Origin of the sequence: Bradyrhizobium sp. 138 (assembly GCF_023074075.1) — a bacterium.
GTDB lineage: Bacteria > Pseudomonadota > Alphaproteobacteria > Rhizobiales > Xanthobacteraceae > Bradyrhizobium.
Map to the genome: position 1 here is coordinate 100,716 of NZ_JADPKT010000072.1, position 24,227 is coordinate 124,942.

Below are 24,227 nucleotides of genomic sequence, written 5' to 3' on the forward strand. Positions count from 1 at the left end.
GGATCGCTGAACCCGGAATCTCGTTTCAACAATTTCGAGACCGGATGCGCGCTAAGCGCGCTCCGGGATGACGCGCTTTCGCGCGTCACTTCTTGGTCTTGCCGAGATCCTTGACGGCCTCGAAGGTCGCGAACTCGACGTTGTAGAGCTCGCCGTCGACCTTCTCGACCTTGCGAATGTAGATGTTCTGCACGATGTCGCGGGTCTCGGGGTCGATCGAGATCGGGCCGCGCGGGCTCTCCCACTTCTGGCCCTTCATGGCTTCGACCAGCTTGGTGCCGTCGGTGTCACCACCCGTCTTCTTCAGCGCCTCGTAGATCAAGTGGATGCCGTCATAGCCGCCCACTGCCATGAAGCCAGGACGGTTGCCGAACGCCTTCTTGTAGGCTGCGACGAAATCCTTGTTCATCTGCGAGGGGTGCGCCGCGGAGTAGAGATGCGCGGTGACGGTACCGAGCACGGCGTCGCCCATGTTGTTGAGAAGGTCGTCGTCGGTGACGTCGCCCGGCCCGATCACCTTGATGCCGGCCTTGTCGAGACCACGCTCGGCATATTGCTTCATGAAGTTGCCGCCCTGGCCGGCCGGCACGAACACGAAGATCGCGTCGGGTTTTGCGTCCTTCATCCGCTGCAGGAACGGCGCGAAGTCGGGATTGGCGAGCGGCGTCTTGACCTCTTCGACCACCTCGCCGCCGCCGGCGGTGAAATTCTGCTTGAAGAAGTTGAGCGCGTCGTTGCCCGGCGCATAATCCGAGGTCAGCGTCGCGACCTTCTTGATGCCGTTCTTCACCGCCCAGTCGCCGATGATGGTCGAGGATTGCGCCAGCGTGAAGCTGGTGCGCACGATGTAGGGCGAGCGCTCGGTGATGATGGAGGTGCCGGCTGCCATGACGACTTCCGGGATCTTGGCCTGCGTGGCCAGCGGCGCAGCCGCGAGTGCGGCCGGCGTCACGCCGAAGCCGGCGATGAAATTGACCTTGTCGTTGACGATCAATTCCTGCGCAGCCGTCTTGGTCTTGTCCGGGATCGCGGCATCGTCCTTGAGGATAATCTCAATCTTCTTGCCGGCGACGGTGTCGCCCTTCTGCTGCATGTAGAGCTTGATCGCGTTCTCGATCTGCTTGCCGGTCGAGGCCTGGCCGCCGGTCATCGGCAGGATCAGGCCGATCTTGACGCTGTCCTCGGCTTTCGCAGGCACGATCGCCGCAAGGCCCGCGATGGCCGCAACGGCAGCGGTCCAAGCAGTCCTGGAAGTTGCCTTATGAGACAGTTGTTTGCATTCGAACATCAGATGTCCCTCCCCTTCATTCCCAACTCTTGTGTCCTGAACCGAGTGCCCGGCCCTTGCCTTAAACTAAGCCCGCGCGCGGGTGACAATCGTGCGTCACATGGGCGTCTTCCGCGCCCTTCTTGTCAATCGGACGTTTGGCGACCCACCGGCGCCAATGTCCCATCGACTGGAAGCGGTGCAGAGGGTCACGCCGGGGTTACCCAGGCAATTCCCTCCTGGCCGCCTTCATTTGTACGAATGTACAAAGAAAATGGACTTGTCAACGAAAACCCCGGCACCCGACCTAGCCATGTTGCCGCGAGCCTCGCATTGCAGTCTAGAAGCTGCAGGAATCGCGTGGATGGAGGATTTCGTCTTTCCTTTGCAGAATTTATACATCGGCGCGCGCTGGCTGACCGCAACTCGGTAGCATATTACCTATCTCGAATAAGTCTATTTTACCTTGTTGAAGCTACTCTTCCTCGCGCCGGCCCGAGTTGGCGTCCAAAGACCGAACGCGTGCGCGCCCAGACAATGTCCAAGACTTTTCGTTCAGCCCTCGTCCTCGTCACGCTCGCTGCGGGACTGTCCGGCTGCGGGACGGTCAACGAAAAACTCTCCGCCGGCATGGGCGATTACGTCCCGCAATGGGCCGGCGGCCTGCCGGCCGATGCCCCGCCGCGTGCGGGCACGCCGCAATACGACGCCTATATGCGGGAACGCGAACGCAAGCGGCTGCTGCCCGCGGCGGATCGCGAGAAGGAAGAGCAGGCGCAAAAGGGCGCGACGGGGGCTACGTCGGCTGGCGCGGTGCGGTAACAGCCTCGCCACTCGCCATTCGCTAATCTACGAACACCACGGTCTTGCGGCCGTTGAGAATGACGCGGTCGTCGAGATGGTAGCGGATCGCGCGCGCGAGCACGCGGCGCTCGATGTCGCGGCCCTTGCGAACGAGGTCTTCCGGCGTATCGCGATGACTGATGCGCTCGACGTCCTGGTCGATGATCGGGCCTTCGTCGAGGTCGCGCGTGACGTAATGCGCAGTGGCGCCGATCAGCTTGACGCCGCGCTCATGGGCCTGGTGATAGGGTTTTGCGCCCTTGAAGCCCGGCAGAAACGAGTGGTGGATGTTGATGCAGCGCCCCGAAAGCTTCGCCGACAGATCATCCGACAGGATCTGCATGTAGCGCGCGAGCACGACGAGGTCGGTCTTGGTGTTGCCGACGAGGTCCATGATCTGGCCCTCCTGCTCGCGCTTGGTGTCCTTGGTCACAGGCAAATGGTGGAACGGGATGCCGCCGAGATCGAGCCCGGCATAGGCCTCGCGCGGATGGTTGGAGACGATCGCGGTCGGAATCATCGGCAATTCGCCGGTGCGCCAGCGATAGAGGATGTCGACCAGGCAATGGTCGGACTTCGACACCAGCAGCATCACCTTGCGATGGGCAGCGCGGTCACGCATCTGCCACTCCATGCCGAAACGCTCGGCGATCGCAGCGAAGCCGGTCTGCAGCGCCGACAGTTCCACGGCAAGATCGGCGGCGGTGAACACCACGCGCATGAAGAATTTCTTGGTCTCGACGTCGTCGAACTGCTGGGCATCGAGAATGTTCTGTCCGTTATGCGCGAGGAACGTCGACACCGCCGAGACGATGCCGGGACGATCCGGACAGGACAGGGTCAGGACATATTGATGATCGGGCATGTTGATGAACAGGCTTGGCTCGTGATGAAGGTTTGGGCAGCGGAACTGTCCGCGAGTTGCGCCTGCTCTAGCATCGACCCTGGCCTTGCGCCAATCCCAAGACTTGCTTCGATATAAAGCGCGGAGTCAGGATGAACGGACCATTGCATTGACTGACCTGGAGCACGCCCATGGCCGACCGCTTGAACGGCACCCGCATCCTGATCCTGGAAACCCGCGAGGAGGCGCAGTTCTCAAAACTTCTGGCCGAGCAAGGCGCCGAGGTCGTGCAGTGTCCGATGTTCACCATTCACGATGCGCCGGACCCGGCCCCGGTCGAGGCCTGGATCCGCCGCGCCATTGACAAGCCCCTCGACGATCTCGTGCTGATGACCGGCGAAGGCCTGCGGCGAATCATGAAGCTCGCGCGCGCCCGCGACCTCGACGCCGCCCTCGTCGCGGCGCTCGCCAAAGCGCGAAAGTTCACCCGCGGCCCGAAGCCCGGCAAGGCATTGCGCGAGGTCGGTCTGGAAGCGCAGCAGACCACGGAGAAGCCGACCACCGAAGGCGTGATCGAGATGCTGGGCAAGCTCGACCTCAGCGGACGTCGCCTCGGCCTCCAGCTCTATCCGGACAAGGATCACAGCGAGCTGACCGGCTCGCTCGCCGCGCAAGGCGCCGCGGTCGATACCGTGCTGCCCTATGTCTACGATTCCAGGGCCGCGGATGCCAACATCGTCGCGGCGATCGACGACATGGCCGCGGGGCGGATCGATGCTCTCGCGCTGACCAATCTCGGCCAGGTCCGCCGCCTGATCGAGGCCGCGAAGGCGCATGGTAGCGAGGCCAAGCTGCGCGCGGGCCTCGAACAGACGCTGATCGCGTCAGTCGGCCCGGCGGTCTCCGGCGAGCTCGCCGCGCACGGCCTGCGCACGGACGTCTCGCCGGCGGAAGACGCGTATTTCATGCGTCCGCTTATCTCGGCGATTGCCGTGGGGCTGGCGGCGAAGAAGCCGAAAGTGCCGGCGAAGTGAGAATGTACAGCAGGGTCGTGCTGGAGCAGGATCCTATCCTGCGCACGACACGATGCATGCACGCAATGCCTTCGACGCCGCGGAGAGGTGCATCAAACTCAATGACGGCGTGACCGGCGAGGAGACGGCAGACTCCCCGCGCCGAATAAAGCGCCTCCGAGAGGCAGATTTGGCCGGCATCGGCCAACACTTGCACGCGCGCCGCAACATTCACAGTCTGCCCGAAGTAGTCCAGATTTCGTTGAGGGTCACGACCGCGATGGCGACGCCTGCGGAGAGGAAGCCGCGGGTTGAGCGCGTTGAGCAAAGTATTTGCACCGTCGACCAAGCGACGATGCTTAGCTTGCCACTTGCGAGGCGGCCGACATCAATTCCTGGGCGCTCGGCATCCCGAACATGCGCTGGCCGCCTTCGGGAACCTCGGTAAAGGTCCAGCGCACCACCCCTTCCCGATCGAGCAGGAACTGGCCGAACAACTGGCCCTGGCCGGTTGCCGCCATGCGTTGATCGGCCTCCATCATCTCGTAGCCATCCTTCTTGTTGAGCTGCTCGGCGGCCGCCAAACGATTCATCGGCCCCGGCAATTCTCCGGGAATGTCCACTTGCATGCTCATGACCACATCCATGCCGACCTTGCGCGGCCACTCGGTTTCCTTCTCCGTGAACTCGAGATTGGGTAGGCCGAACGCGCGGTGCGAGACCCGCTCGGGGTCGGACGCGGCGAGCAGATTGGGCAATGGATGATAGCGGAAGTAGAGCCGCGCGCGCTCGATGGGCGTATTCACGATCGTGAGACTTTCGATGCCCTTGTCGCGCAGGGCTGCGTCTAGTTGCGCCTGTGCCGCGATATGGCGCCGGCAGAACGGGCAGTGCAGACCTCGAAACAAGCCGATCAATATCGGACTATGCCCGCGAAAATCCTGGAGCGCGATCTTTCCATCGCGTGTGATGGCATCCAGCACGACGTTCGGTGCGCGATCACCCGGTTGAAGCGGTCCATCGACGTGAAGTTCTGACATGGTTGAACTCCTTCATATGACCTAGTCAAGAAATGGCAGTACGATCAGCCCGGCGGGATCAAGCCCGTGGCGGGCACAGACATCATGGGCCAGCGCGAAATATCGGTCGGCCTCGGGCATGTCGCCTCGATCAAGGCTCAGTGTCGCAAGACCATCATAGCACGGAAAGAGCTGCTGCGGTTCGCCGGTTTCGTTCGCCACCTCGATTGCCTCATTGTAGCAGAGGGCGGCCAGGTCGGGGCGGAAATGGCATTGATGGATTTGCCCGAGCACGATCAAGGGCACGGAGAGATGCTCCCGCTGATCGAGCGCACGGTCGATTTCGATCGCCTTCTCGGCAGCCGGCACCCCCTCCTCGGTACATCTGTCCGTGAAGGTGCAACACGCAACGGCAAAATTGGCGAGAAGACGCGCCTGGAAGCCGAGATCCCCGATCCGACGCGCGACATCCAGTCCACGCCGGCAGACCTCCACGGCTTTCGCCGGGTCGACAATCGTGTAGAGCACACCGAGATTGGTGTAGCCGCGGCAGGCTACGTTAAGGAGGCCAGCGGCTTCGGCAGCTGCGACACTTTGCTCTACATCGCGCACCGCCTCCTGGTGTCGTCCAACCCGCGCCAGTGCAACCCCCTTGGTATTGAGAGCCTCCGCAATGGCGCGCGCCGCCTCGAGCCCGGCGTGCTGGTCGGCGTCGGCAGGCACGGATCGGGCATAGCCAAGCGCCTCGTCTGCCCAGCTCGCGGCGGCCACGTGATCGCCCGTGCGAAACGCGAGACGGCCGCGCTCCTGCAAGAGATGCGCCCACTCGATGGGCGCGTCGATCCCTCCAAGCAGTTTGGCAGCCTCGGCGTAATGCGTTTCCGCCTTGATCCGCTTGCCGGCGTCCCACAGCAATCGGCCAAGCTTGCGAAGAATCCGCGCTTCGCCGATCCGGTCCTCTGCGGCGCGGTGCCCCTCCAACGCGCTCTGATAATGCTCCTCGGCCGTATTCCGCCGGCCAGCCGCGCCACAAAGGTCCGCAATCCGCTCGTACAGGATCAGACGTTCCGGCTCCCCCTCGCCGTTGGCCAACAGCACGGCGAGGGCCTGTCGGTAGAGACGGATGGCATCGTCGTTGGCATAGCTCGCGCGTGCGCGGTCGCCGGCGGCGCGCAGATAGCGCGCGCCCTTCGGCTTGCTCGCACTCAGACTGAAGTGATGTCCGAGCAGTATGAGATCCTCGAGGCGCTCGGGCTCATTGCCATAGAGCCGCTCTAGCGCGGCACCAATCCGTCCGTGAAGCTCGATCCGGCGCTGCAGAAGCAGGTTTTGATAGATCACGTCCTGAAGCATGGTTTGGGTGAAACGGTAGGTCCGCAGCGAAATCGAGTTCGAGCCTGCGATCTCCTCGATGATCTCCGCGTCGCATAGAAGTTCGAGCCCTGCTTCAACCCTCGCTGGCTCGGTTGTCGCCGCACCAAGCACACCCGCATCAAAACGCGGGCCGATTACCGCGGCCTCCTGTGCCAGAAGGCGGACCAGATGGGGCAACCGGTCGAGGCGCGCCAGCAACAACGCCTGAATGCTTGCCGGAATATCGGCGGCGGCTTTATCCGACTTCATCCGCCACTGCGCGCCGTCGCGTTCCAGGGTGCCGGCCTCGATGAGGCCGCGTATGATTTCCTCGAGGAAAAGCGGATTGCCGCCGGCGCGATCGAGGATCCGACTGAACAGACGTCCCGGCGGTTCACGCCAACCGTGCCTGAAGTAGGCCGCGAGCAGCCTCTGTCCGTCAGCGTCGCCAAGCGGAAGCAGCCGAAGGGTCGTGTGACTGATCCTGCTCGAACCGAACTGGTCAAGTTCCAGCGTCGGCCGATGCGTAAACAGCAGCATCAGCCGCGTCCGCTCAAGTCGGTCCATCAGGAACCGCAACGCTTCAAGAGAGACCGCATCGGCCCAGTGCAGATCCTCGACGATGATCAGCAGCGGCGACAGTGCCAGACGGCGTTCGAAGAATGCCGGCGGAGCTGTTCGGGCTCGACATGCCTGAGCAGGGCGTTGGGGTCGCCGAGGCCGAGTACGTGCAGATAGAGGGGCATCAGGCGGGCGGCCTCGTCAGTCGCGAGGCCAAGCTCCGACAGCGCTTCGGCGACCTTCGCTTCCGCCTCTGCAGCGCTGGCCTTCTGTGCGATGCCATAAGCGCTACGCAGCACGGCGGCGAGCGCGCCGTAAGACTGTTCGCCGAGCGGCGAGCAGACCGCCCGCCGGACCGCCAAGTCTGCGAATCGATCCTCGTCACGGATGCGGGCGAGGAACTCGTCGACCAGCCGCGTTTTCCCAATGCCCGCTTCGCCAATCAGCCGCACCAGTTGAGCCGCGCCGCCGCGCGCGCGATCAAGGCTGCCGATCACCCGCGCAAGCTCGGCGTCGCGCCCGACCAGCGGTGCATCGAGGCCCAACGTGTCGAGGCCGCGTGCCGCGCGGGGCGTATCGAGCGGTCCCTTCAGACGATGGACCAGAACGCTGCCCATCTTGCCCTTGAGCGAGACCTCGCCAAGCGAGTCATAGGAGAACGCATGCCGCGTCAGGCGGTGGGTCAGCGGCCCGACCAGCACCTCGCCCGGCGCCGCCATCGACTGCAACCGCTGCGCGGTATTCACGGTGTCGCCGGTCACCGAAAAGGATTTGGCAACGCCCACGCCTAACCCGCCCGCGACGACGTGCCCGGTGTTGATGCCGACATGGAGCAGCAGCGGTGAACCGGCATAGGCTTTTGCGCGCTCGCTGAGGCGCGCCGTCCGGCTAATCATGTCGAGGGCAGCGCGGACCGCCCGCTCGGGGTCGTCCTCGTGCGCGGCCGGCGCACCAAACAGCGCGAGCAGCGCATCGCCGATGAATTTGTCCACGAAGCCGCCAAAGCTCTGCACCGCAGCCGTCAGTTCCTCGAACAATTGGTTCTGAAGCGTCTGCATGACCTCGGGGTCGAGCCGCTCGCTCATCGCAGTGAAGCCGCTGAGGTCGGCAAACAGCACGGTGATGGTACGGCGGTTTGCTTCGCTGTCGATCCTATCGGACCGCGGACGACATGCTTGTTGCGGGTCGGCCGGCGGTGCCAGCAGTGGCGAGGAGGCCCTGATCGGCGCTGTCGGCCGGCTCGGCCGCGCCTCTCCCCCATCTTTGAGGGCCTCACCGACGAGGGCGCCGCATTTCGGGCAATAGGCGAAATCCGGTGCGCATGCATAGCCGCAGCTGGGGCAGGCGTTGGGCTGCTTCGTGCCGCACTTCGGGCAGAAGGCAAAGCCGCTCTGAACCTCGGAACCGCAGCAAGAGCAGTTCATGGGTCAAGACCTCGCGAAAATCGCGACGGCGCGATCTCCTGGACTACCGGATGGGTCCAGGAACCTAGCGAGCATGGGCTCGTTGCATTGGAAGAGCAAGCGGTGGTTGGTTAACGGACGTGGTCGCGGCTTCACTCCTCCCGCAACTTCGCAGCCTTCCGATGTCAAGGATAGTGACCTCGCCATACCCCGGCCGCAACAACACATCCTTCTCCAGCCTGTTCGTGCGCGGCGGCGCACTGATGTGCATTGCGCTACATGGCTCCGTTCCCCACCAGCACGAACGGCGCCCAGACGCCGGGCTGCGCATTTGCGCCACCCTTCGCAATCAGGGCCGAGATCGAGCGGCGCAGCGCCTCGGCGCGGCCGATGTCTGGATGCGCGTTGAGGGCATCGATCGTGCCAGTCGTGATGACCACCGCCGCGTCGGAGTTGACCGCCCAATGCGACACCAGCAGCGCGCGCGTGCCCGCATAGAAGAAGGCCCGTGCGAGACCTGAGAAGGCCTCCGAATTGGCCGCCTGCCCTCCGGCGGTGTTGCAGGCCGACAGGATCACCCATTCGGCATCGAGCTTGAGGCCCGAAATCTCCGACGATGCGAGATAGCCGTCATCTGCTGGCGTCGCGGCCATCGGCGGGCTCAGGATCAATCCGGGCTCGATCGAGCCGCGCACCTGTCCCGCAAGCGCGCCATGCGTCGCGAAATGAAGGATGCGGTATTTTGCGAGGTCGCCGCTCTGGCTGAGCGTCTTCATCCTCGCCTCCGAGGCATCGCCCGCGAGAACGACATCGCCCTTCACGGGCACGAAGGTGTTGGCCACCGCGCACAATTCGAGCGCGGTTTCCGGCAGCGGCATCTGGCGCCTGAGCTGCGCAATGTCCGCTGCGCCACCGGACAGCGCGTCGACGGCGCGAAAGCGCCTTTGCGCGACCTGGCTCCGTGTCGGGATGGCGTCGCAGGTCTGGATCTGGCGCGCCAGCTTGGCGCGCGCGGTCGAAAGCTCGCTGCGGCCATCGCCGTCGAGCGTCGGATTGCCGACACCAAGGAACGGCCTCGACGCCGCGCTCCTGCGTGCGACCTGGCGCAGCGCCTTGAGGCTGGAGACGGACGGCAAGACGGTGGTCGCAAATCGCCTGACCAGCCATGGTGCCTTCGTGAGGTCTCCACCTGCCGCGGGCTTGTCCGTCAGCAGGACCTGGAACGGCAGCGTCGCCAGTGGGCCCGACGGCACCAGGATCAGTTCCTTGCCATCGATCTCGCGCGCGACCGGCCCGAGCAAGGCTTGGTAAAGGGCAAAGGCGCGCTCCTGATCGAACGGCAGTGGCTCGTCTGCGCCCAATGGAGTGTTGCGGCCGAGCTTCTGCGGGCATGTGGATGCCTTGTCCAGCCACGCCTCCGCGTCGAGACCGCAGCGCAGGGCACTGACGGCGTCGTTGAGCTGCTTCTCGCCGAGGTCGGCCGCATGCCAGCGCACATCCGAGCGCATCACCGTCCAGACAAAAGTGGCGCGCGACGTCGTCGTGAACAGCAGCATCGCCTCGTTGGGACGAAGCTGCTTCTGGACGTCCTCGATCGCGATCGGCGTCTTGGTCACCAGCGCCGCATAGTCCGGAAACTGGGCGGCGATCGTCCGATCCAATTCCCGGATCTGACCTGCAATGTCCGCGGCACGGGCACGAAGCGCCTGCTCCGCAGCCGCATTGCGCGCGGCACTGGCTTGCGAGATCGCCGCCACCAGCATCTTGTCGGTCGCCATCGCTTGCGCGCCGAGATCCTGCCGTTCTCGAACGCGCGCCGCGAGATCCCCGCTGCCATCCGCGACGCGGGCCGACATTCCTGCGATCGCGCGCGCGGCCTGCTCGTCACCGATCCATTGTGCCGTCTCGAACGCCTGCGACCGCAACGCGTCCTTTTGCTCGTCACTGGCGCGCGCGAGATCGTAGGCGGCAACGATCAAGCCCGGATATGGATTGGTGTCTTCATGGGCCCTGAGATCGCCGCGGCCGTCCTCGCCGAACTCCGCGGTACGACGGCCGTTCTGGATTGCCACCGCACGCGCGAACGCGTCGCGAGCCTGCTGCCAATCCTTTAGATCAAGAAAATGGGCGCCGAGATTGGCAAAGCTGCTGGCGACATCAGGATGCTGCTCGCCGAGCGCACGCAGGCGGATATCCAGCGCGCGCCTCAGAAGCGGCTCGGCCTCCTGCGTCCGGCCGGTGCTGTCCAGGATGACGGCCAGATTGTTCAGGCTGTTCGCGACCAGCGGATGGGAGGCGCCGAGGGCGGCTTCGCGCAGCGCAAGCGAGCGACGGGCGAACGGTTCAGCCTCGGCGTATCGACTGCCGTCGCCCATCAGCGTCACCAGATTGTCGAGAGCGATAGCGACGTCGAGATGGCCGGGACCGAGGGCTTTCTCTCGAATGGCGAGCGATTTGCGCAAGAGCTGGTCGGCCTCCTGCTTGCGATTGAGACGGGCCCAGACCTCTGCAAGATTGTTCAGCGCCGTCGCCACGTTCGGATGCGCCGCACCAAAACTCTTTTCCTGAATGGCGAGCGCCCGTGTCAGCAGTCCCTCGGCCTCGGCAGCCCGGCCCTCGCGGGAAAACACCAAGGCAAGATTGTTCAGGCTCGCGGCGGCGTCGGGATGATCCGGCCCCAGCGCCTTCTCCCTGATGGCCAGGGCTCGCCGGGCCAGCTGCTCGGCATCCTGAAGCCGCCCCTGTGCGCGCCGGAGCTCGCCGAGATTGCTCAGCGATGCGGCCAGATAGATGCTGTCCGCGCCGTGCTGCTTCTCCTGGAGAGCGAGCGCTTCGGCAAAGTTCGCATCGGCCTCACGCAATCGGCCTTGCGCGCGATTGACCTCCGCGATGTTGTTGAGCGTCACCGGAATCATGATCTCGGCCTGTCCCGGCGACTTCCTGAACACCGCAAGGGCGCGACTGAACATATCGAGCGCCTCGGTCTCCTTCATCTGACGGTGCCGGAGATTGCCGAGCTGCATGCGCGCCAGGGCTGTCGTGAGGTGGTCGGGGCCCAGCACGCTCTCGTCGATGGCGATGGCGTGTGACATATCCCGCTCGGCCTCGCTCAACCGGTTCAGGCCGAGCTCGAGCTGGCCGAGCGTGCCGAGCACGGCGGCGACTTCGGGATGATTGGGCCCGAGGCTCTTCTCGCGAATCGCAAGTGCCCGTCTCAGCACGGCTTCGGCCTCGGTGGTCTCGCCTTGCGCCTGGAGCGACTGACCCAGCACCACCAGCGTGGTTGCCGTCAGCGGCGACTGCCGGCCCGAGCCCTTCTCAGACTCGGCGACGAGCTTTCGTGCCAGCCCGACCGCCTCGCCATAGCGGCCTTCCTTGGCCAGCGACGTGATGCGCTGCATCAACGTCAGCATGTCCTGTGGACCGGCCCGGCATGCCGACGCGAGGACGCTCGCGAGAATCAGAGAACCCAGAAGCCGCGCGACGAACGTCTGCCAACGTACCCATGCTGTGATTGCTCCGCTCCCCCGAGCCCGCCGGCTCTTAAGGGCCATAGCAAGATGAAAACTCTGTGACCGCACCATGCGCCGTCTTCGCAAGCCGTGACGCGCGCACCGCGGGCCGGCATGCCGAAGCCAACGCGCATGGCGGCATGCGGCAGCTTCGATTGACACGGGCATCGCGTGCGCTACGGTCTCGCCCAGAAGAAAAAACAAGAAGGAATCGCCGTGGCACGCGTCATCGCGTCGTGAGCGCAACCGCGCGGTCTTCGGCACTCGCGCCATTTCGCATCCGCAACTATCGCTTCCAGTGGCCGTCCGACCTGCTCACCTCCTGGGCGTTCGAGGTCGAGACGCTGGTGCTCGGCTGGTACATCCTGGTCGAGACCGGCTCGGTGCTGCTGCTTACCGTGCTTGCATCGCTCCAGTTCGTCGGGACCTTGGTCGCGCCGGTATTCGGCATGATCGGCGACCGCATCGGTCATCGCGATCTCCTGGTGGTGATGCGCCTTGCTTATACGGCGCTCTCGTCAGCCATCATGGTTTTGGCGCTGACCGGTCATCTCTCGCCATTGAGCGTCATGATCATCGTCGCGATCATGGGACTGATCCGCCCTTCGGATCTCGGCGTCCGGGGCGCGCTGCTCGCCGAGATCATGCCGGCCGAACAGTTGGTGGGCGCCATCAGCGTTGCGCGCACGACCCAGGACAGCGCCCGCATCGCCGGTGCGTTGACGGGCGCCGGGCTGTTTGCCCTCCTCGGCATCGGCCTCGTCTATGTGGCGATCGCCTGTCTCTACTTCGTGGCCGCGCTTCTCATGCTCTGCCTGACCCGGCCGAAAAGGACTATCGCCACGAGCGATCTTCCCGCGGACAGCCACGCCATTTCGCGATTGTTCGGCGACCTCAAGGAGGGGATCGTCTACGCCTGGAGCGGCCCGGGAATGCGCGCCGCGCTCTGCGTCGCCTTTCTGGCCAATCTCACCGCTTTTCCGTTCACCGGCGGATTGCTGCCCTACATCGCGCGGGAGATCTTTCAGACCGATCAGACCGGCCTCGGCTATCTCTCGGCGAGCTTCGCCGTCGGCTCTCTGATCGGCTCCATCACGCTGAGCCTCGTCGGCGGAGTGCGCATTGCCCGGCTCCTGATCGGCGCGACACTGGCCTGGTACGCCATGCTGCTGGTCTTCGTCGAGGTCAGGACCATGCCGGTCGCGATGGCCTGCCTGGTGCTCGCCGGCGTCGCGCAGAGCATGTCGATGATCTCGGCGGCCGTGATCCTGATGCGGACGGCGAGCGCACATCTGCGCGGCCGCGTCATGGGCGTGCGCATGATGGTGATCTATGGCCTGCCGCTCGGATTGCTCGCGGCCGGCAGCCTGATCGACATCATCGGCTATTCCGCGACCGGCTCGCTCTATGCGGCCTCGGGTATCATTGCGATGCTAGCCATCGCGATCCTCTGGCGCGCCGATCTTTGGCCGTCGCACGCCCCCGCCAATGCGCGCTAGAGCTCCGTTCCGATGAATCGGAACGGCTCTCTAGATTCTCGTTTTGACGCGTTTTCTTCACGCGAACCGGTATCCACTTCGCTCGAAAACGCTCTAATCCCCGTACCCGCGCAGCCGCTCGATATCGAGGATGGTGACGCCGCCATATTCCAGCCGCAGCAGTCCCTCCTTCTCCAGCCGGTTCAGCGCGCGGTTGGCGTTCTGGCGGGACATGCCGGAGAGCGCGCCGATCTCCTCCTGGGTGATCTCCAGATGCGCGGTCGATTCCGGATAGAGGATCGGGTTGTACAGCGAGGCGATGCTGCGGGCGAGGCGCGCGGTGGCATCCAGCGTGCGGTTGACCTCGAGCATGCCGATGAACTGGCCAAGCCGTTCGTTGAGCTGGCGCACCAGGAAGCGGTTGAAGCCGACGCTGTTCTCGAACAGCCACATGAAGGCGCTGCGTTCCATCAGGGCGACGCGGCTGTCGCGCAGCGCGACCACGTCATAGCGGCGCGGCTCGTTCTTGAGCACGCTGCCCTCGCCGAACCAGGCTCCTGCCGTCAGCCCGGCTAGGCTGGTCTCCTTGCCGTCGCGCGAGACCCCGCCCATGCGGGCAAGGCCGCCCACCATGCCGGCCCAATAGGCAAAAATATCGCCGCGCATGAATACGGTCTCGCCGGTGCCGTAGGACCGCTCCGTGATTCCGGCACGCGCGACCTCGATCTCCGCTTGCGTGAGCTCGCGCGACCAGGCGGCGACGCGCTTCAGATGCTCTTCTGAAATCATGATCTCGCCGCTAACCGCACCGTTTCGTCGCTCCGCCCTCTGCTGCAATGCAACATGATGGTTTGGACCGCCATCGACGAAAGATGAAGGCCACTGCCGCCCGGCAAACTTTGTCGCAGAATTGTCAGCCGGGAGACATTTCTAAATAGCGCTTTCCACTATTGAGGACCACCTCGGGCGATGCAGCTTTTGATCCCAAACGGGAACGAGAGTGGTGCGGCTCCGGTCGAGACCATCTGCTGCATGGCCTCACCGGCACCACCGTACTAGGATCGCCGGGCAGGAACGGACGAAGAGCGCCGCTAAAGTGCGCCATCACCGGGAGGGTTTGGTTTGGTGCCTACCAGTCTTGAAGTGCGCGGCGTGTCCTTGCGATTCGGCGGCGTCCGAGCGCTGACCGACGTCGGCTTCGCCATCAGGGAGGGCGAGCTGTTCTCGATCATCGGCCCCAACGGCGCCGGCAAGACCTCGATCGTGAACTGTATTTCCGGCCGCTACAAGCCGACCGAAGGCCAGCTGTTCTACCAGGGCCGCGACATCACCGGTTTGACCCCGAATGCCCGCGCCTCGCTCGGCATCGGCCGCACCTTCCAGAACCTGGCGCTGTTCCACCACATGAGCGTGCTCGACAATATCATGGTCGGACGCCATCATCTCCTGAAGAACAATTTCCTCACGGGCTCGCTGTACTGGCTCACCGGCGCGCGCAAGGAGGAGCTCGAGCACCGCCGCAAGGTCGAGGAGATCATCGACTTCCTCGACCTCCAGTCGGTGCGAAAAGCCACCGCCGGCACCCTCTCCTACGGCCTGCGCAAGCGCGTGGAACTCGCCCGCGCCATGGCGCTGGAGCCGCGCCTCATCCTCCTCGACGAGCCGATGGCCGGCATGAACTTCGAGGAGAAGGAGGACATGGCCCGCTACATCGTCGACCTCAACGAGGAGTTCGGGATGACGGTGGTGATGATCGAGCACGACATGGGCGTGGTGATGGACATCTCCCACCGCGTCATGGTGCTGGATTTCGGCAAGAAGATCGCCGAAGGCGATCCAGCGACCGTGCTCGCCGATCCCCACGTCAGGCGCGCCTATCTCGGCGAGGAGGACGAGGTGCTGGTCGATCCCGACGATGCTTCGCCGGCGCAGGAGAGCGCGGCATGATGGATTACGCAGGCCGCGTCGCGCAGGCCGACACCTATCCGAAGATGCTCCGGCTCAATGCAAAGGAGCATGGAAACGAGATCGCATTGCGCGAGAAGGATCTCGGGCTCTGGCGGCTGTTCACCTGGAACGACTATCAGACCCGCGTGCGCGACTTCGCGCTCGGTCTTCTCGAAATGGGCCTTGGCCGCGGCGACGTCATCGGCATCATCGGCGACAACCGGCCGGACTGGGTGGCGGCGGAGGTGGCGACGCACGCCATCGGCGGCCTCAGCCTCGGACTTTATCGCGACGTGCTCGACGAGGAGGCCTCCTATCTGCTCAACTATGGCGAGGCGCAGCTCGTCTTCGCCGAGGACGAGGAACAGGTCGACAAGCTGCTCACCCTCGCCGAGCGTGCGCCGAAGCTGAAGCACATCATCTATTCCGATCCGCGTGGGATGCGCAAATACGACGATCCCAGGCTGATGTCGGCCGAGAAGTTTGCCGAGCTCGGCCGGGCACGTGCCGCGCGCGACCCGGAGCTTTACGACAGACTGGTCGATGCCACCAAGGGCGAGGACGTCGCGATCCTCTGCACGACGTCGGGCACCACGTCCCATCCCAAGCTCGCGATGCTCGCCGCCGGCCGCGTGCTCGGCCACTGCGCGACCTATCTTGCCTTCGACCCCAAGGGTCCGGACGACGAATACGTCTCGGTGCTGCCGCTGCCGTGGATCATGGAGCAGGTCTACGTGCTCGGCAAAGGCCTGCTCTGCCGGATGAAGATCAACTTCGTCGAAGAGCCGGATACGATGATGAACGATCTGCGCGAGATCGCGCCGACGTTCGTGCTGTTCGCGCCTCGCGTCTGGGAGTCCATCGCGGCCGACGTCCGCGCCAAGGTGATGGATGCGACGCCCCTCAAGCAGCGCCTGTTCGACGTCGGCATGAAGTCGGGGCTTGCTGCGCTCGAACAGGGCAAGCGCTCCGGCCTTGCCGACGCGATCCTGTTCCGCGCGCTGCGCGACCGTCTCGGCTTCACCCGGCTGCGCTCGGCCGCGACCGGCGGCGCGGCGCTCGGCCCCGAGACCTTCAAGTTCTTCCAGGCCATGGGCGTGCCGCTGCGCACGTTGTACGGCCAGACCGAGCTGCTCGGGGCCTACACGCTGCATCCCGAGGGCAAGGTCGACCCTGATACTACCGGCGTGCCGATGTCCGACAATGTCGAGATCCGCATCGACAATCCCGACGTCCACGGCGTCGGCGAGATCGTGGTGCGGCATCCCAACATGTTCCTCGGCTATTACAAGAATCCCGAGGCCAGCGCCGCCGACGTCAGGGACGGCTGGATGTTGTCGGGCGATGCCGGCTATTTCAACGCGAACCAGCAGCTCGTCGTCATCGACCGCATCAAGGATCTCGCCGAGACCTCGCGCGGCGAGCGCTTCTCGCCGCAATTCATCGAGAACAAGCTGAAATTCTCGCCCTATATCGCCGAAGCCGTCGTGCTGGGCGCCGGCCGTGACGCGCTCGCGGCGATCATCTGCATCCGTTACTCCATCATCTCGAAATGGGCGGAGAAGAACCGCCTCTCCTTCACGACCTACAGCGATCTCGCCTCGCGGCCCGAGGTCTATGCGCTGCTCCAGAAGGAGGTCGAGACCGTCAACGCCACGCTGCCGCCGGCCCAGCGCATCTCGCGCTTCCTGCTGCTCTACAAGGAGCTCGACGCCGACGACGGCGAGCTCACCCGCACAAGAAAGGTGCGCCGCAGCGTCATCAACGAGAAATATGCTGGGATCATCGACGCCATCTATCGCGGCGATGCCGACATCCCCGTCGACACCGTGATCCGCTTCCAGGACGGCACGACCCAGCGCGTGCGGACGACCCTGCGCGTGGTGGATCTCCGCGGGCATGGGCAGATGGCGGAGGCGGCGGAGTGATTTCTTTTTACACCGCGCTCACCCGTCTTCGCTTCGCGAAGCCACCCTCTCCCACAAGGGGAGAGGGCGCACCGTCATCGCTTCAGCACTTTGCGCGGACATCGACATGAACACCGGCTTCCTCATCCAGCTCCTGGTCAACGGCCTCGTGGTCGGCACGCTCTATGGCGTGGTCGCAATGTCGTTCGTGCTGATCTACAAGGCGACGCAGGTCGTCAACTTCGCGCAGGGCGAGCTGCTGCTGGTCGGCGCCTGGGTTTGCTGGGCGCTGCTGGCGAAGTACCAGGTGCCGTTCTGGATCGGCATGCCGATGACGCTGGTGTTCATGTTCGTGTTCGGCATTGCGGTGCAGGTCCTCATCCTGCGACCGATGATCGGCGAGCCCATTATTTCCGTCATCATGGTGACGATCGGGCTCTCCACCGTGCTGCAGGCGACGCTGAAATGGATGTTCGGCGTCAATCCCCAGCCGTTCCCGCGCGTGTTCGAGAGCCAGTCGGTCAGCCTGTTCGGCCTCCAGATCCAGACTGTCTATGTCATGAGCCTCGTGGTGTCGGTCGCGATGATGATCGGCATGGCCTGGTTCTTCCGCGCCTCCAAATATGGTCTTGCGATGCGCGCCACCGCGTTCAACCAGCAGGTCGCGCAATCGCTCGGCATCTCCGTCAAGAGCGTGTTCGCGATGGCCTGGGCGATCTCGGCGACGGTGTCGGCGGTTGCGGGTGTCGTCGTCGCCGTCGTGAACGGCGTGTCCTCGGGCCTTGCCGCCTACGGCATCAAGGTATTTCCGGCGGCGATCCTCGGCGGGCTCGACTCCGTCGGTGGTGCCGTGCTCGGCGGCATCATCATCGGCCTGCTCGAGAACGTCGCCCAATATGTCGACAGCGAGTACCTGCACTGGGGCAATCTCTACGAGATCGCGCCGTTCTACGTCCTCATCATCGTGCTGATGATCAAGCCCTACGGGCTGTTCGGCACCCATGACATCGAGCGGATCTGACCCATGGCCGGCCCTGCCCTCATTCCTGCTGGTGATTTCCGCACCTCGTACGCGGTGGACACCACGATCTTCCCGACCACCACCAGCCGCAACTTCGCCATCGCGGGCGTAGCGCTGCTGTGCCTCGCGCCGCAATTCTTCAGCGGCTACTGGCTCAGCATCCTGATCCAGATCGGCATCTTCTCGATCGCGGCACTCGGCCTCAACATCCTCGTCGGCTTCACCGGCCAGATCTCGATCGGGCACGCCGCCTTCTTCCTGCTCGGCGCCTTCACCTCGGCCTACATCTCCAACAACGCGCCGATCCCCGTATTCTTCGCAATCCCGCTCGCTGGCGTCGTCACCGCGCTGGTCGGCCTGATCTTCGGCATCCCGGCGGCGCGGCTGAAGGGGCTGTACCTCGTCATCGCAACGCTCGCCGCGCAATACATCCTGCTCGATTTTTTCTCCCGTGCCGAATGGTTCTCCGGCGGATCGGTGCCGGCGAGCGCGGAGCCGTTCTCGATCTTCGGCTACACGCTGCGGGGTGACAGACAGTATTTCTACGTCGTGCTGGCCTATGTGCTTCTAAGCTACATCCTCGTCACCAATCTGATGCGCACCCGCGACGGCCGCGCGCTGGTGGCGATCCGCGACCACTATCTCTCCGCGGAGATCATGGGCATCAACCTGACGAAATACCGCACGCTGTCGTTCGGACTCGCCGCCTTTTTCGCCGGCATCGCAGGCGCGCTCTACGCGCATTACCAGCTCGTGGTGTCGCAGGAGGGCTTCGGCATCGAGCGCTCGATCCTGTTCCTCGCCATGATCATCATCGGCGGTACCGGCTCGATCATGGGGACGCTGATGGGCACCGCCTTCGTGGTGCTGCTGCCGGAGTCCATGGAATTCATCAGCCTGTACCTGAAGGGCGGCGCGATCGACAAGGCGCTGTCGCTCAACACCAACATCACCTTCCTGCGCGAGATCGCGATCGGGGTGATCATCATCGCGTTCCTGATGTTCGAGCCTGACGGGCTCGCGCATCGCTGGCGGCAGATCAAGGCGTACTGGAAACTCTACCCGTTCTCGCATTGAGCGCGGGCAACTAACTTCGCTTAAACAATAAACAGGAGGAACCGACCCATGACGATGAAGTCCCTTTTGAGCACCGCATCGCTCGCCATCGCGATCGCCGCATTTTCGGCGGGCGCGCAGGCGCAGATCGCGATTGGGCACCTCGCCGACTATTCCGGCGGCACCTCCGACGTTGGCACGCCCTTTGGCCAGGCCGTCGCCGACACCTTCGCGTGGGTCAACAAGAACGGCGGCGTCGGCGGTAAGCAGGTCAACCTCGACACCAACGATTATGGCTACCAGGTGCCTCGCGCGATCGCGCTGTACAAGAAATGGTCGGCGCCAGACAGCAAGGTCGCCGCGATCATGGGCTGGGGCACCGCCGACACCGAGGCGCTGACCGGCTTCCTCGCCCAAGACAAGATTCCCGACATGTCCGGCTCCTATGCCGCCGCCCTCACCGATCCCGAAGGCGTCAGTGGCAAGGCCAAGCCCGCGCCCTACAATTTCTTCTATGGCCCGAGCTATTCGGACGCGCTGCGCGCGATGCTGATGTGGGCCGCCGAGGACTGGAAGGCCAAGGGTAAGTCCGGCAAGCCGAAATTCGTGCACATGGGCGCCAACCATCCCTATCCCAACGCGCCGAAGGCCGCCGGTGAGGCGATGGCGCAGGAGCTCGGCTTCGAGGTGCTGCCGCCGCTGGTGTTCGCGCTCGCGCCGGGTGACTACAGCGCGCAGTGCCTGAGCCTGAAATCCTCGGGCGCCAACTACGCCTATCTCGGCAACACCGCCGCCTCCAACATCTCGGTGATGAAGGCCTGCAAGACCGCCGGCGTCGAGATCCAGTTCATGGGCAATGTCTGGGGCATGGACGAGAACGCCGCCAAGACCGCAGGCGATGCCGCCAACGGCGTGATCTTCCCCTTGCGCACCGCGGTGAGCTGGGGCGGCGATGCGCCCGGCATGAAGACATTGATGGAAATCTCGAAGATGTCCGACGCCAGCGGCAAGGTTTATCGTCCCGTGCACTACGTCGCGGCCGTCTGCTCGGCGCTCTACATGAAGGAGGCGATCGACTGGGCCGCCAAGAACGGCGGCGCCACCGGTGAGAACGTCGCCAAGGGGTTTTACCAGAAGAAGGATTGGGTGCCGGCCGGAATGGAAGGCGTCTGCAATCCCTCGACCTGGACCGACAAGGACCATCGCGGCACGCTGAAGGTCGATCTCTATCGCACCAAGATCTCGGGCGCGACCGACGGCGACCTCAACGATCTCATGACCAAGGGCACGATTAAGCTCGAGAAGGTCAAGACCGTCGAGCTGCCGCGTAAGCCGGAATTGCTGGGTTGGTAATGCAAACTCAGACGTTATGGCCGGGCAAAAGCGCGAAGCGCGTCTTCGCACAGATGTCCCGGCCATCCACGCCTGACCTTACGGCAAGTACGTGGATGCCCGGGACAAGCCCGGGCATGACGAGCGTAGCAATTTGGTAGACACACCGATGACCGATACCCTCGAAGCGTCCCGCACCAAGCCAACCGCCGTGGCGTCCGCTCCCCTCCTCGCCGTGCGCAACATCGAGGTCGTCTATGACGACGTCATCCTGGTGCTGCGCGGGCTCAGCTTAGAGGTGCCCAAAGGCGCGATTGTGGCGCTGCTGGGCGCCAACGGCGCCGGCAAGTCGACGACGCTGAAGGCGATCTCGGGGCTGCTCAAGACCGAGGACGGCGAGGTCACGCGCGGTGAGATCCTGTTCGAAGGCGAGCGCATCAACGGCATCGATCCGGACAAGATCGTCCGCCGCGGCATCTTCCAGGTGATGGAGGGCCGGCGCATCGTTGCCGACATGACGTCGCTGGAGAACCTCAAGCTCGGCGCCTTCACCCGCAGGGATCGGGAGGTCGATTCCGACCTCGATATGGTCTTCAACTACTTCCCGCGCCTGAAGGAGCGTACCGGCCTTGCCGGCTATCTCTCCGGCGGCGAGCAACAGATGCTTGCGATCGGCCGCGCGCTGATGGCGCGCCCGAAGATGATCCTGATGGACGAGCCGTCCATGGGTCTGTCGCCGCTGCTGGTGAAAGAGGTGTTCTCGATCATCCAGAAGATCAACCGCGACCTCGGCGTCACCATCCTCCTGGTGGAGCAGAACGCGCGCGCCGCGCTGTCGGTGGCGAGCCACGGCTACATCATGGAGCAGGGCAAGGTCGTGCTCGACGGTACCGCCGACGAATTGCGCGACAACGAGGACGTCAAGGAATTCTACCTCGGCGGCGCCGGCGACCAGCGCAAGAGCTTCAAGAACCTCAAGAGCTTCAAGCGGCGCAAGCGGTGGCTCTAACCCAGCACCTGCTCCGCTTCCGTGACTGCGCAGAGAACATGATAGAACGACGACGCGGGAATGGTGTCGATCAGCGACTTGCCGTCGCGATCGAACTGGTCGTACCAGCCGCCCCTTACGGGATGGCTGAGATAATGCCGTTCGAGCCGCACCAGCGCCGCACGCGCCTCGTCCGCCGCACCCGCCTCGCCGGACTCGGCCTGCGCGATCCACGCCTTCGCGATCTCGGTCTGCGGCCAAAGTCGGCGCGTGCTGCGGCGAATGTTGCCAGTATCGCCCCCCTCGTCGATCAAGCAGCCGGTGGCCTCGTCGCGATAGCGCAGCGCGGTCGCCAGGAGTTCGGCGCGCCGCTGCCCGGTCGGGCAACCCGTGATGCGTTCGAACCCCTTCAGGAGCCAGACCCACTCCGCCTGGTGGCCCGGCTCGACGCTGACCGGCTCGATCTTCGACCAGTCCTCCTCGAAATACTCGGTCAGGATGCGCTTCTGCTTGTCGTAGAGATTGGCCAGGAACAGCGCGAAGAATTCGCCGGCACGGTTCTGGAACGACAGATCATGGGTCGCGTCGAAACACGCGATCATCGCCTCGAACAGATGCATGTGCGGGTTCTGCCGGCGCGGCAGCGACACCGGCAGGCCTTCGTGCACGCCGCCATGCGGCGAGCGGAGATGGCCGTCGAGGAAAGCGAGCAGCGCGTCGATCTCGGCACGAACCTGCGCGTCCTGGTCGAGCGCGTAGACGGTCGCGAGCGCGAACAGGATGAAGGCGTGGTCGTAGGCGTCGCGCCGGCCGTCGAGCACCGCGCCCTCCGGCGTCAGCCGGTGCACATAACCGGGCCGGCCGTCAGGCGCCCTGGCTTTGGCCAGCAGATGCTCCAGCCCCTTCAGCGCGATGGCGCGCCCCTCGGGGTACCAACCCATCTGGGCGGCCTTGGCATAGCACCAGATCTGGCGGGCCTGCACGAACACGCGCCGCGGAGCGGCCGCATCCGCAGTACCGTCGCGGTGCAGCCGGTCGATGAAGCCGCCCGCGGCATGATCCCAGCCGACCGTCGACCACAGCGGCAGCGCCTCGCCAATCATGCGGCGCTTCAGGCGCGCGACGACATCCGCAGCCTCATCTGCCGCAATGTTTCCTACGTCCGCCATCGGGTCCCCTTCACGCCTCGCCAATGGCGGTCTGATACCCATGCCGGTGGCGGCGCGCAACGGATGCCAACACGGAAAGAACAACCATGACCGCCCATTACGACGCCCGCGAGACGCGCGAGCCAGCAGCGCGCGAGGCCGATCTGTTCTCCCACCTGCCGGAGGTGCTGCGAGCCGCGATAGCCGCCCCCGCCTATGCCGAGCGGCTGAGGGGTCTCGATCCCGCCGCCGTGACCTCCAGAGCGGCACTGGCGGGTCTGCCGGTGTTGCGCAAGTCGGAACTGCCCGCCCTGCATAAGGCCTCTGCGCCCTTCGGAGGCTTCGTGGCGGCGGCCCCCGGCTCGTTCGCCCGCCTCTTCACCTCCCCAGGGCCGATCTTCGAGCCGGAGGGACGGCAGGCCGACCCCTGGCGCGGCGCAAGGGCGCTGTTCGCGGCCGGGTTCCGCCCCGATGACGTCGTCCTCAACACCTTCAGCTACCATCTCACCCCCGGAGGCTTCATCTTCGATGCATCGGCGCGTGCGCTCGGCTGCGCCGTGATCCCGGCAGGGCCCGGCAATACGGAACAGCAATTCGAACTGATCGAGGCCTACCGGCCGGTCGGCTACAGCGGCACGCCGGACTTCCTGAAGATATTGCTCGATGCTGCGGCGAGCTCGGGCCGCGACGTCTCCTCGATCAAGCGCGCGCTGGTCTCAGGTGCCGCGTTCCCGCCCTCGCTCCAGGCCGAGATCAAGACGCGCGGCCTCGACGCCTACCAAGCCTTCGGCACCGCCGATCTCGGCCTCATCGCATTCGAGACCGAGGCGCGTGAAGGCATGGTCGTCAACGAGGACCTGATCCTGGAGATCGTCAAGCCAGGTACCGGCGATCCCGTGACGCCAGGCGACGTCGGCGAGATCGTCGTCACCTCGCTCGACCCGCACCATCCCTGGATCCGGCTTGCGCTCGGCGACCTCACCGCGGCCTTGCCCGGCACGAGCCCGTGCGGGCGTACTAACATGCGCATCAAGGGCTGGATGGGCCGCGCCGACCAGACCACCAAGGTCAAAGGCATGTTTGTCCGTCCCGAGCAGATCGCCGAGATCGGCAAGCGGCATTCCGAGCTCGGAAGACTGCGCCTGATCGTCACCCGACAGGGCGAGGCCGACGCGATGACACTGAAAGCGGAAACTGCGACCGCGAACGACGCCCTGCGCGAAGAGGTTGCGGCCAGCTTGCGCGCCGTGACGAAACTCGGTGGAAGCGTCGATCTGGTCGGTCCCGGCGCCCTGCCGAACGACGGCAAGGTGATCGCGGACGAGCGCTAACGCTGACCTTGTTCCGGTAACAGCGAATATTTCGCAAAGCTACGCTCTGCTCAGGAGCAAAACTGCGCAAAACCCCCGGAATATCCGAGGCTTACGCGCCCTGTGGCGAGCGCCGGGCGGAAAATAACAGGGAATTCCGAACCGCTATCAGGGAATTCACAAGCAAAGAACAGGGAATCGGCCGAGCCGAAGCAGGGAAAAGCC

Annotated in this window: 16 protein-coding genes and 2 pseudogenes; 10 read left to right on the forward strand and 8 right to left on the reverse strand. The window is 64.5% G+C overall.

All coding sequences use genetic code 11. From position 1 onward, the window contains the following. Positions 1 to 85 precede the first annotated feature (85 nt). The gene (locus IVA79_RS24695) at positions 86 to 1,288 is read right to left on the reverse strand and encodes an ABC transporter substrate-binding protein (protein ID WP_247557791.1); all 1,203 of its coding nucleotides are present in this window, start codon (positions 1,286 to 1,288) and stop codon (positions 86 to 88) included. Between the two features lie 516 nt (positions 1,289 to 1,804). Here IVA79_RS24695 and IVA79_RS24700 point away from each other — a divergent pair. Further along, positions 1,805 to 2,089 carry a hypothetical protein gene (locus IVA79_RS24700; protein WP_247557793.1) on the forward strand — a complete coding sequence of 95 codons (285 nt, stop codon included), beginning with the start codon at positions 1,805 to 1,807 and terminating at the stop codon, positions 2,087 to 2,089. Between the two features lie 22 nt (positions 2,090 to 2,111). Here IVA79_RS24700 and purU read toward each other — a convergent pair whose 3' ends face one another. Further along, positions 2,112 to 2,975, reverse strand: a complete 864-nt coding sequence (gene purU, locus IVA79_RS24705) for a formyltetrahydrofolate deformylase (protein WP_247557795.1) — start codon at positions 2,973 to 2,975, stop codon at positions 2,112 to 2,114. Between the two features lie 170 nt (positions 2,976 to 3,145). Here purU and IVA79_RS24710 point away from each other — a divergent pair, with 170 nt between their 5' ends. Beyond that, positions 3,146 to 3,988 carry a uroporphyrinogen-III synthase gene (locus tag IVA79_RS24710; protein ID WP_247557797.1) on the forward strand — a complete coding sequence of 281 codons (843 nt, stop codon included), beginning with the start codon at positions 3,146 to 3,148 and terminating at the stop codon, positions 3,986 to 3,988. A gap of 43 nt (positions 3,989 to 4,031) precedes the next feature. On the opposite strand, the pseudogene IVA79_RS24715 reads toward IVA79_RS24710, so the two are convergent. The 4 genes and pseudogenes from IVA79_RS24715 to IVA79_RS36890 all read right to left on the reverse strand — a co-directional run. Beyond that, positions 4,032 to 4,226: pseudogene (locus IVA79_RS24715) on the reverse strand (adenylate/guanylate cyclase domain-containing protein); the annotation flags it as partial. A 100-nt stretch (positions 4,227 to 4,326) separates the two neighbouring features. Then, positions 4,327 to 5,007: a redoxin family protein gene (locus IVA79_RS24720; RefSeq protein WP_247557799.1), complete on the reverse strand. Its 681-nt coding sequence runs from the start codon at positions 5,005 to 5,007 to the stop codon at positions 4,327 to 4,329. A 21-nt stretch (positions 5,008 to 5,028) separates the two neighbouring features. Continuing rightward, positions 5,029 to 8,324: pseudogene (locus IVA79_RS24725) on the reverse strand (adenylate/guanylate cyclase domain-containing protein). A gap of 254 nt (positions 8,325 to 8,578) precedes the next feature. Beyond that, positions 8,579 to 11,704 carry a CHAT domain-containing protein gene (locus tag IVA79_RS36890; protein ID WP_276577528.1) on the reverse strand — a complete coding sequence of 1,042 codons (3,126 nt, stop codon included), beginning with the start codon at positions 11,702 to 11,704 and terminating at the stop codon, positions 8,579 to 8,581. 347 nt (positions 11,705 to 12,051) lie between these two features. On the opposite strand from IVA79_RS36890, the gene IVA79_RS24750 reads away from it, so the two are divergent. After that, positions 12,052 to 13,314: an MFS transporter gene (locus IVA79_RS24750; protein WP_247557801.1), complete on the forward strand. Its 1,263-nt coding sequence runs from the start codon at positions 12,052 to 12,054 to the stop codon at positions 13,312 to 13,314. A 93-nt stretch (positions 13,315 to 13,407) separates the two neighbouring features. Here IVA79_RS24750 and IVA79_RS24755 read toward each other — a convergent pair whose 3' ends face one another. Beyond that, positions 13,408 to 14,082 carry a Crp/Fnr family transcriptional regulator gene (locus IVA79_RS24755; protein ID WP_247326519.1) on the reverse strand — a complete coding sequence of 225 codons (675 nt, stop codon included), beginning with the start codon at positions 14,080 to 14,082 and terminating at the stop codon, positions 13,408 to 13,410. 336 nt (positions 14,083 to 14,418) lie between these two features. Between IVA79_RS24755 and IVA79_RS24760 the strand changes: the two genes are divergently transcribed. The 6 genes from IVA79_RS24760 (at position 14,419) to IVA79_RS24785 (ending at position 21,565) form a co-directional block, all read left to right on the forward strand. Beyond that, positions 14,419 to 15,240: an ABC transporter ATP-binding protein gene (locus IVA79_RS24760; protein WP_247557804.1), complete on the forward strand. Its 822-nt coding sequence runs from the start codon at positions 14,419 to 14,421 to the stop codon at positions 15,238 to 15,240. Beyond that, positions 15,237 to 17,168, forward strand: a complete 1,932-nt coding sequence (locus tag IVA79_RS24765) for a long-chain fatty acid--CoA ligase (RefSeq protein WP_247557806.1) — start codon at positions 15,237 to 15,239, stop codon at positions 17,166 to 17,168. Before IVA79_RS24760 ends, IVA79_RS24765 begins: the two co-directional genes overlap by 4 nt. A 106-nt stretch (positions 17,169 to 17,274) precedes the next feature. Continuing rightward, a complete protein-coding gene (locus IVA79_RS24770; protein ID WP_247557808.1) occupies positions 17,275 to 18,168 on the forward strand; it encodes a branched-chain amino acid ABC transporter permease in 894 nt (297 codons plus the stop codon). A gap of 3 nt (positions 18,169 to 18,171) precedes the next feature. After that, complete coding sequence (locus IVA79_RS24775) at positions 18,172 to 19,245, forward strand: branched-chain amino acid ABC transporter permease (RefSeq protein WP_247557810.1); 1,074 nt, start codon at positions 18,172 to 18,174, stop codon at positions 19,243 to 19,245. Between the two features lie 48 nt (positions 19,246 to 19,293). Then, positions 19,294 to 20,577: an ABC transporter substrate-binding protein gene (locus IVA79_RS24780; protein WP_247557812.1), complete on the forward strand. Its 1,284-nt coding sequence runs from the start codon at positions 19,294 to 19,296 to the stop codon at positions 20,575 to 20,577. A gap of 148 nt (positions 20,578 to 20,725) precedes the next feature. Continuing rightward, positions 20,726 to 21,565: an ABC transporter ATP-binding protein gene (locus IVA79_RS24785; protein ID WP_247557814.1), complete on the forward strand. Its 840-nt coding sequence runs from the start codon at positions 20,726 to 20,728 to the stop codon at positions 21,563 to 21,565. Here IVA79_RS24785 and IVA79_RS24790 read toward each other — a convergent pair. After that, positions 21,562 to 22,713 (reverse strand): AGE family epimerase/isomerase, encoded by a 1,152-nt coding sequence (locus IVA79_RS24790; RefSeq protein WP_247557816.1) that lies wholly within the window; start codon positions 22,711 to 22,713, stop codon positions 21,562 to 21,564. The genes IVA79_RS24785 and IVA79_RS24790 overlap by 4 nt on opposite strands. Positions 22,714 to 22,799: 86 nt before the next feature. Here IVA79_RS24790 and IVA79_RS24795 point away from each other — a divergent pair, with 86 nt between their 5' ends. After that, the gene (locus tag IVA79_RS24795; protein ID WP_247557818.1) at positions 22,800 to 24,023 is read left to right on the forward strand and encodes an AMP-binding protein; all 1,224 of its coding nucleotides are present in this window, start codon (positions 22,800 to 22,802) and stop codon (positions 24,021 to 24,023) included. Positions 24,024 to 24,227 lie beyond the last annotated feature (204 nt).

Coding starts and splice junctions, on each gene's coding strand:
- IVA79_RS24695 (WP_247557791.1), bottom strand. CDS start 1,288: ATGTTCGAATGCAAACAACTGTCTCATAAGGCAACTTCCAGGACTGCT.
- IVA79_RS24700 (WP_247557793.1), top strand. CDS start 1,805: ATGTCCAAGACTTTTCGTTCAGCCCTCGTCCTCGTCACGCTCGCTGCG.
- purU (WP_247557795.1), bottom strand. CDS start 2,975: ATGCCCGATCATCAATATGTCCTGACCCTGTCCTGTCCGGATCGTCCC.
- IVA79_RS24710 (WP_247557797.1), top strand. CDS start 3,146: ATGGCCGACCGCTTGAACGGCACCCGCATCCTGATCCTGGAAACCCGC.
- IVA79_RS24720 (WP_247557799.1), bottom strand. CDS start 5,007: ATGTCAGAACTTCACGTCGATGGACCGCTTCAACCGGGTGATCGCGCA.
- IVA79_RS36890 (WP_276577528.1), bottom strand. CDS start 11,704: ATGCAGCGCATCACGTCGCTGGCCAAGGAAGGCCGCTATGGCGAGGCG.
- IVA79_RS24755 (WP_247326519.1), bottom strand. CDS start 14,082: ATGATTTCAGAAGAGCATCTGAAGCGCGTCGCCGCCTGGTCGCGCGAG.
- IVA79_RS24765 (WP_247557806.1), top strand. CDS start 15,237: ATGATGGATTACGCAGGCCGCGTCGCGCAGGCCGACACCTATCCGAAG.
- IVA79_RS24770 (WP_247557808.1), top strand. CDS start 17,275: ATGAACACCGGCTTCCTCATCCAGCTCCTGGTCAACGGCCTCGTGGTC.
- IVA79_RS24775 (WP_247557810.1), top strand. CDS start 18,172: ATGGCCGGCCCTGCCCTCATTCCTGCTGGTGATTTCCGCACCTCGTAC.
- IVA79_RS24780 (WP_247557812.1), top strand. CDS start 19,294: ATGACGATGAAGTCCCTTTTGAGCACCGCATCGCTCGCCATCGCGATC.
- IVA79_RS24785 (WP_247557814.1), top strand. CDS start 20,726: ATGACCGATACCCTCGAAGCGTCCCGCACCAAGCCAACCGCCGTGGCG.
- IVA79_RS24790 (WP_247557816.1), bottom strand. CDS start 22,713: ATGGCGGACGTAGGAAACATTGCGGCAGATGAGGCTGCGGATGTCGTC.
- IVA79_RS24795 (WP_247557818.1), top strand. CDS start 22,800: ATGACCGCCCATTACGACGCCCGCGAGACGCGCGAGCCAGCAGCGCGC.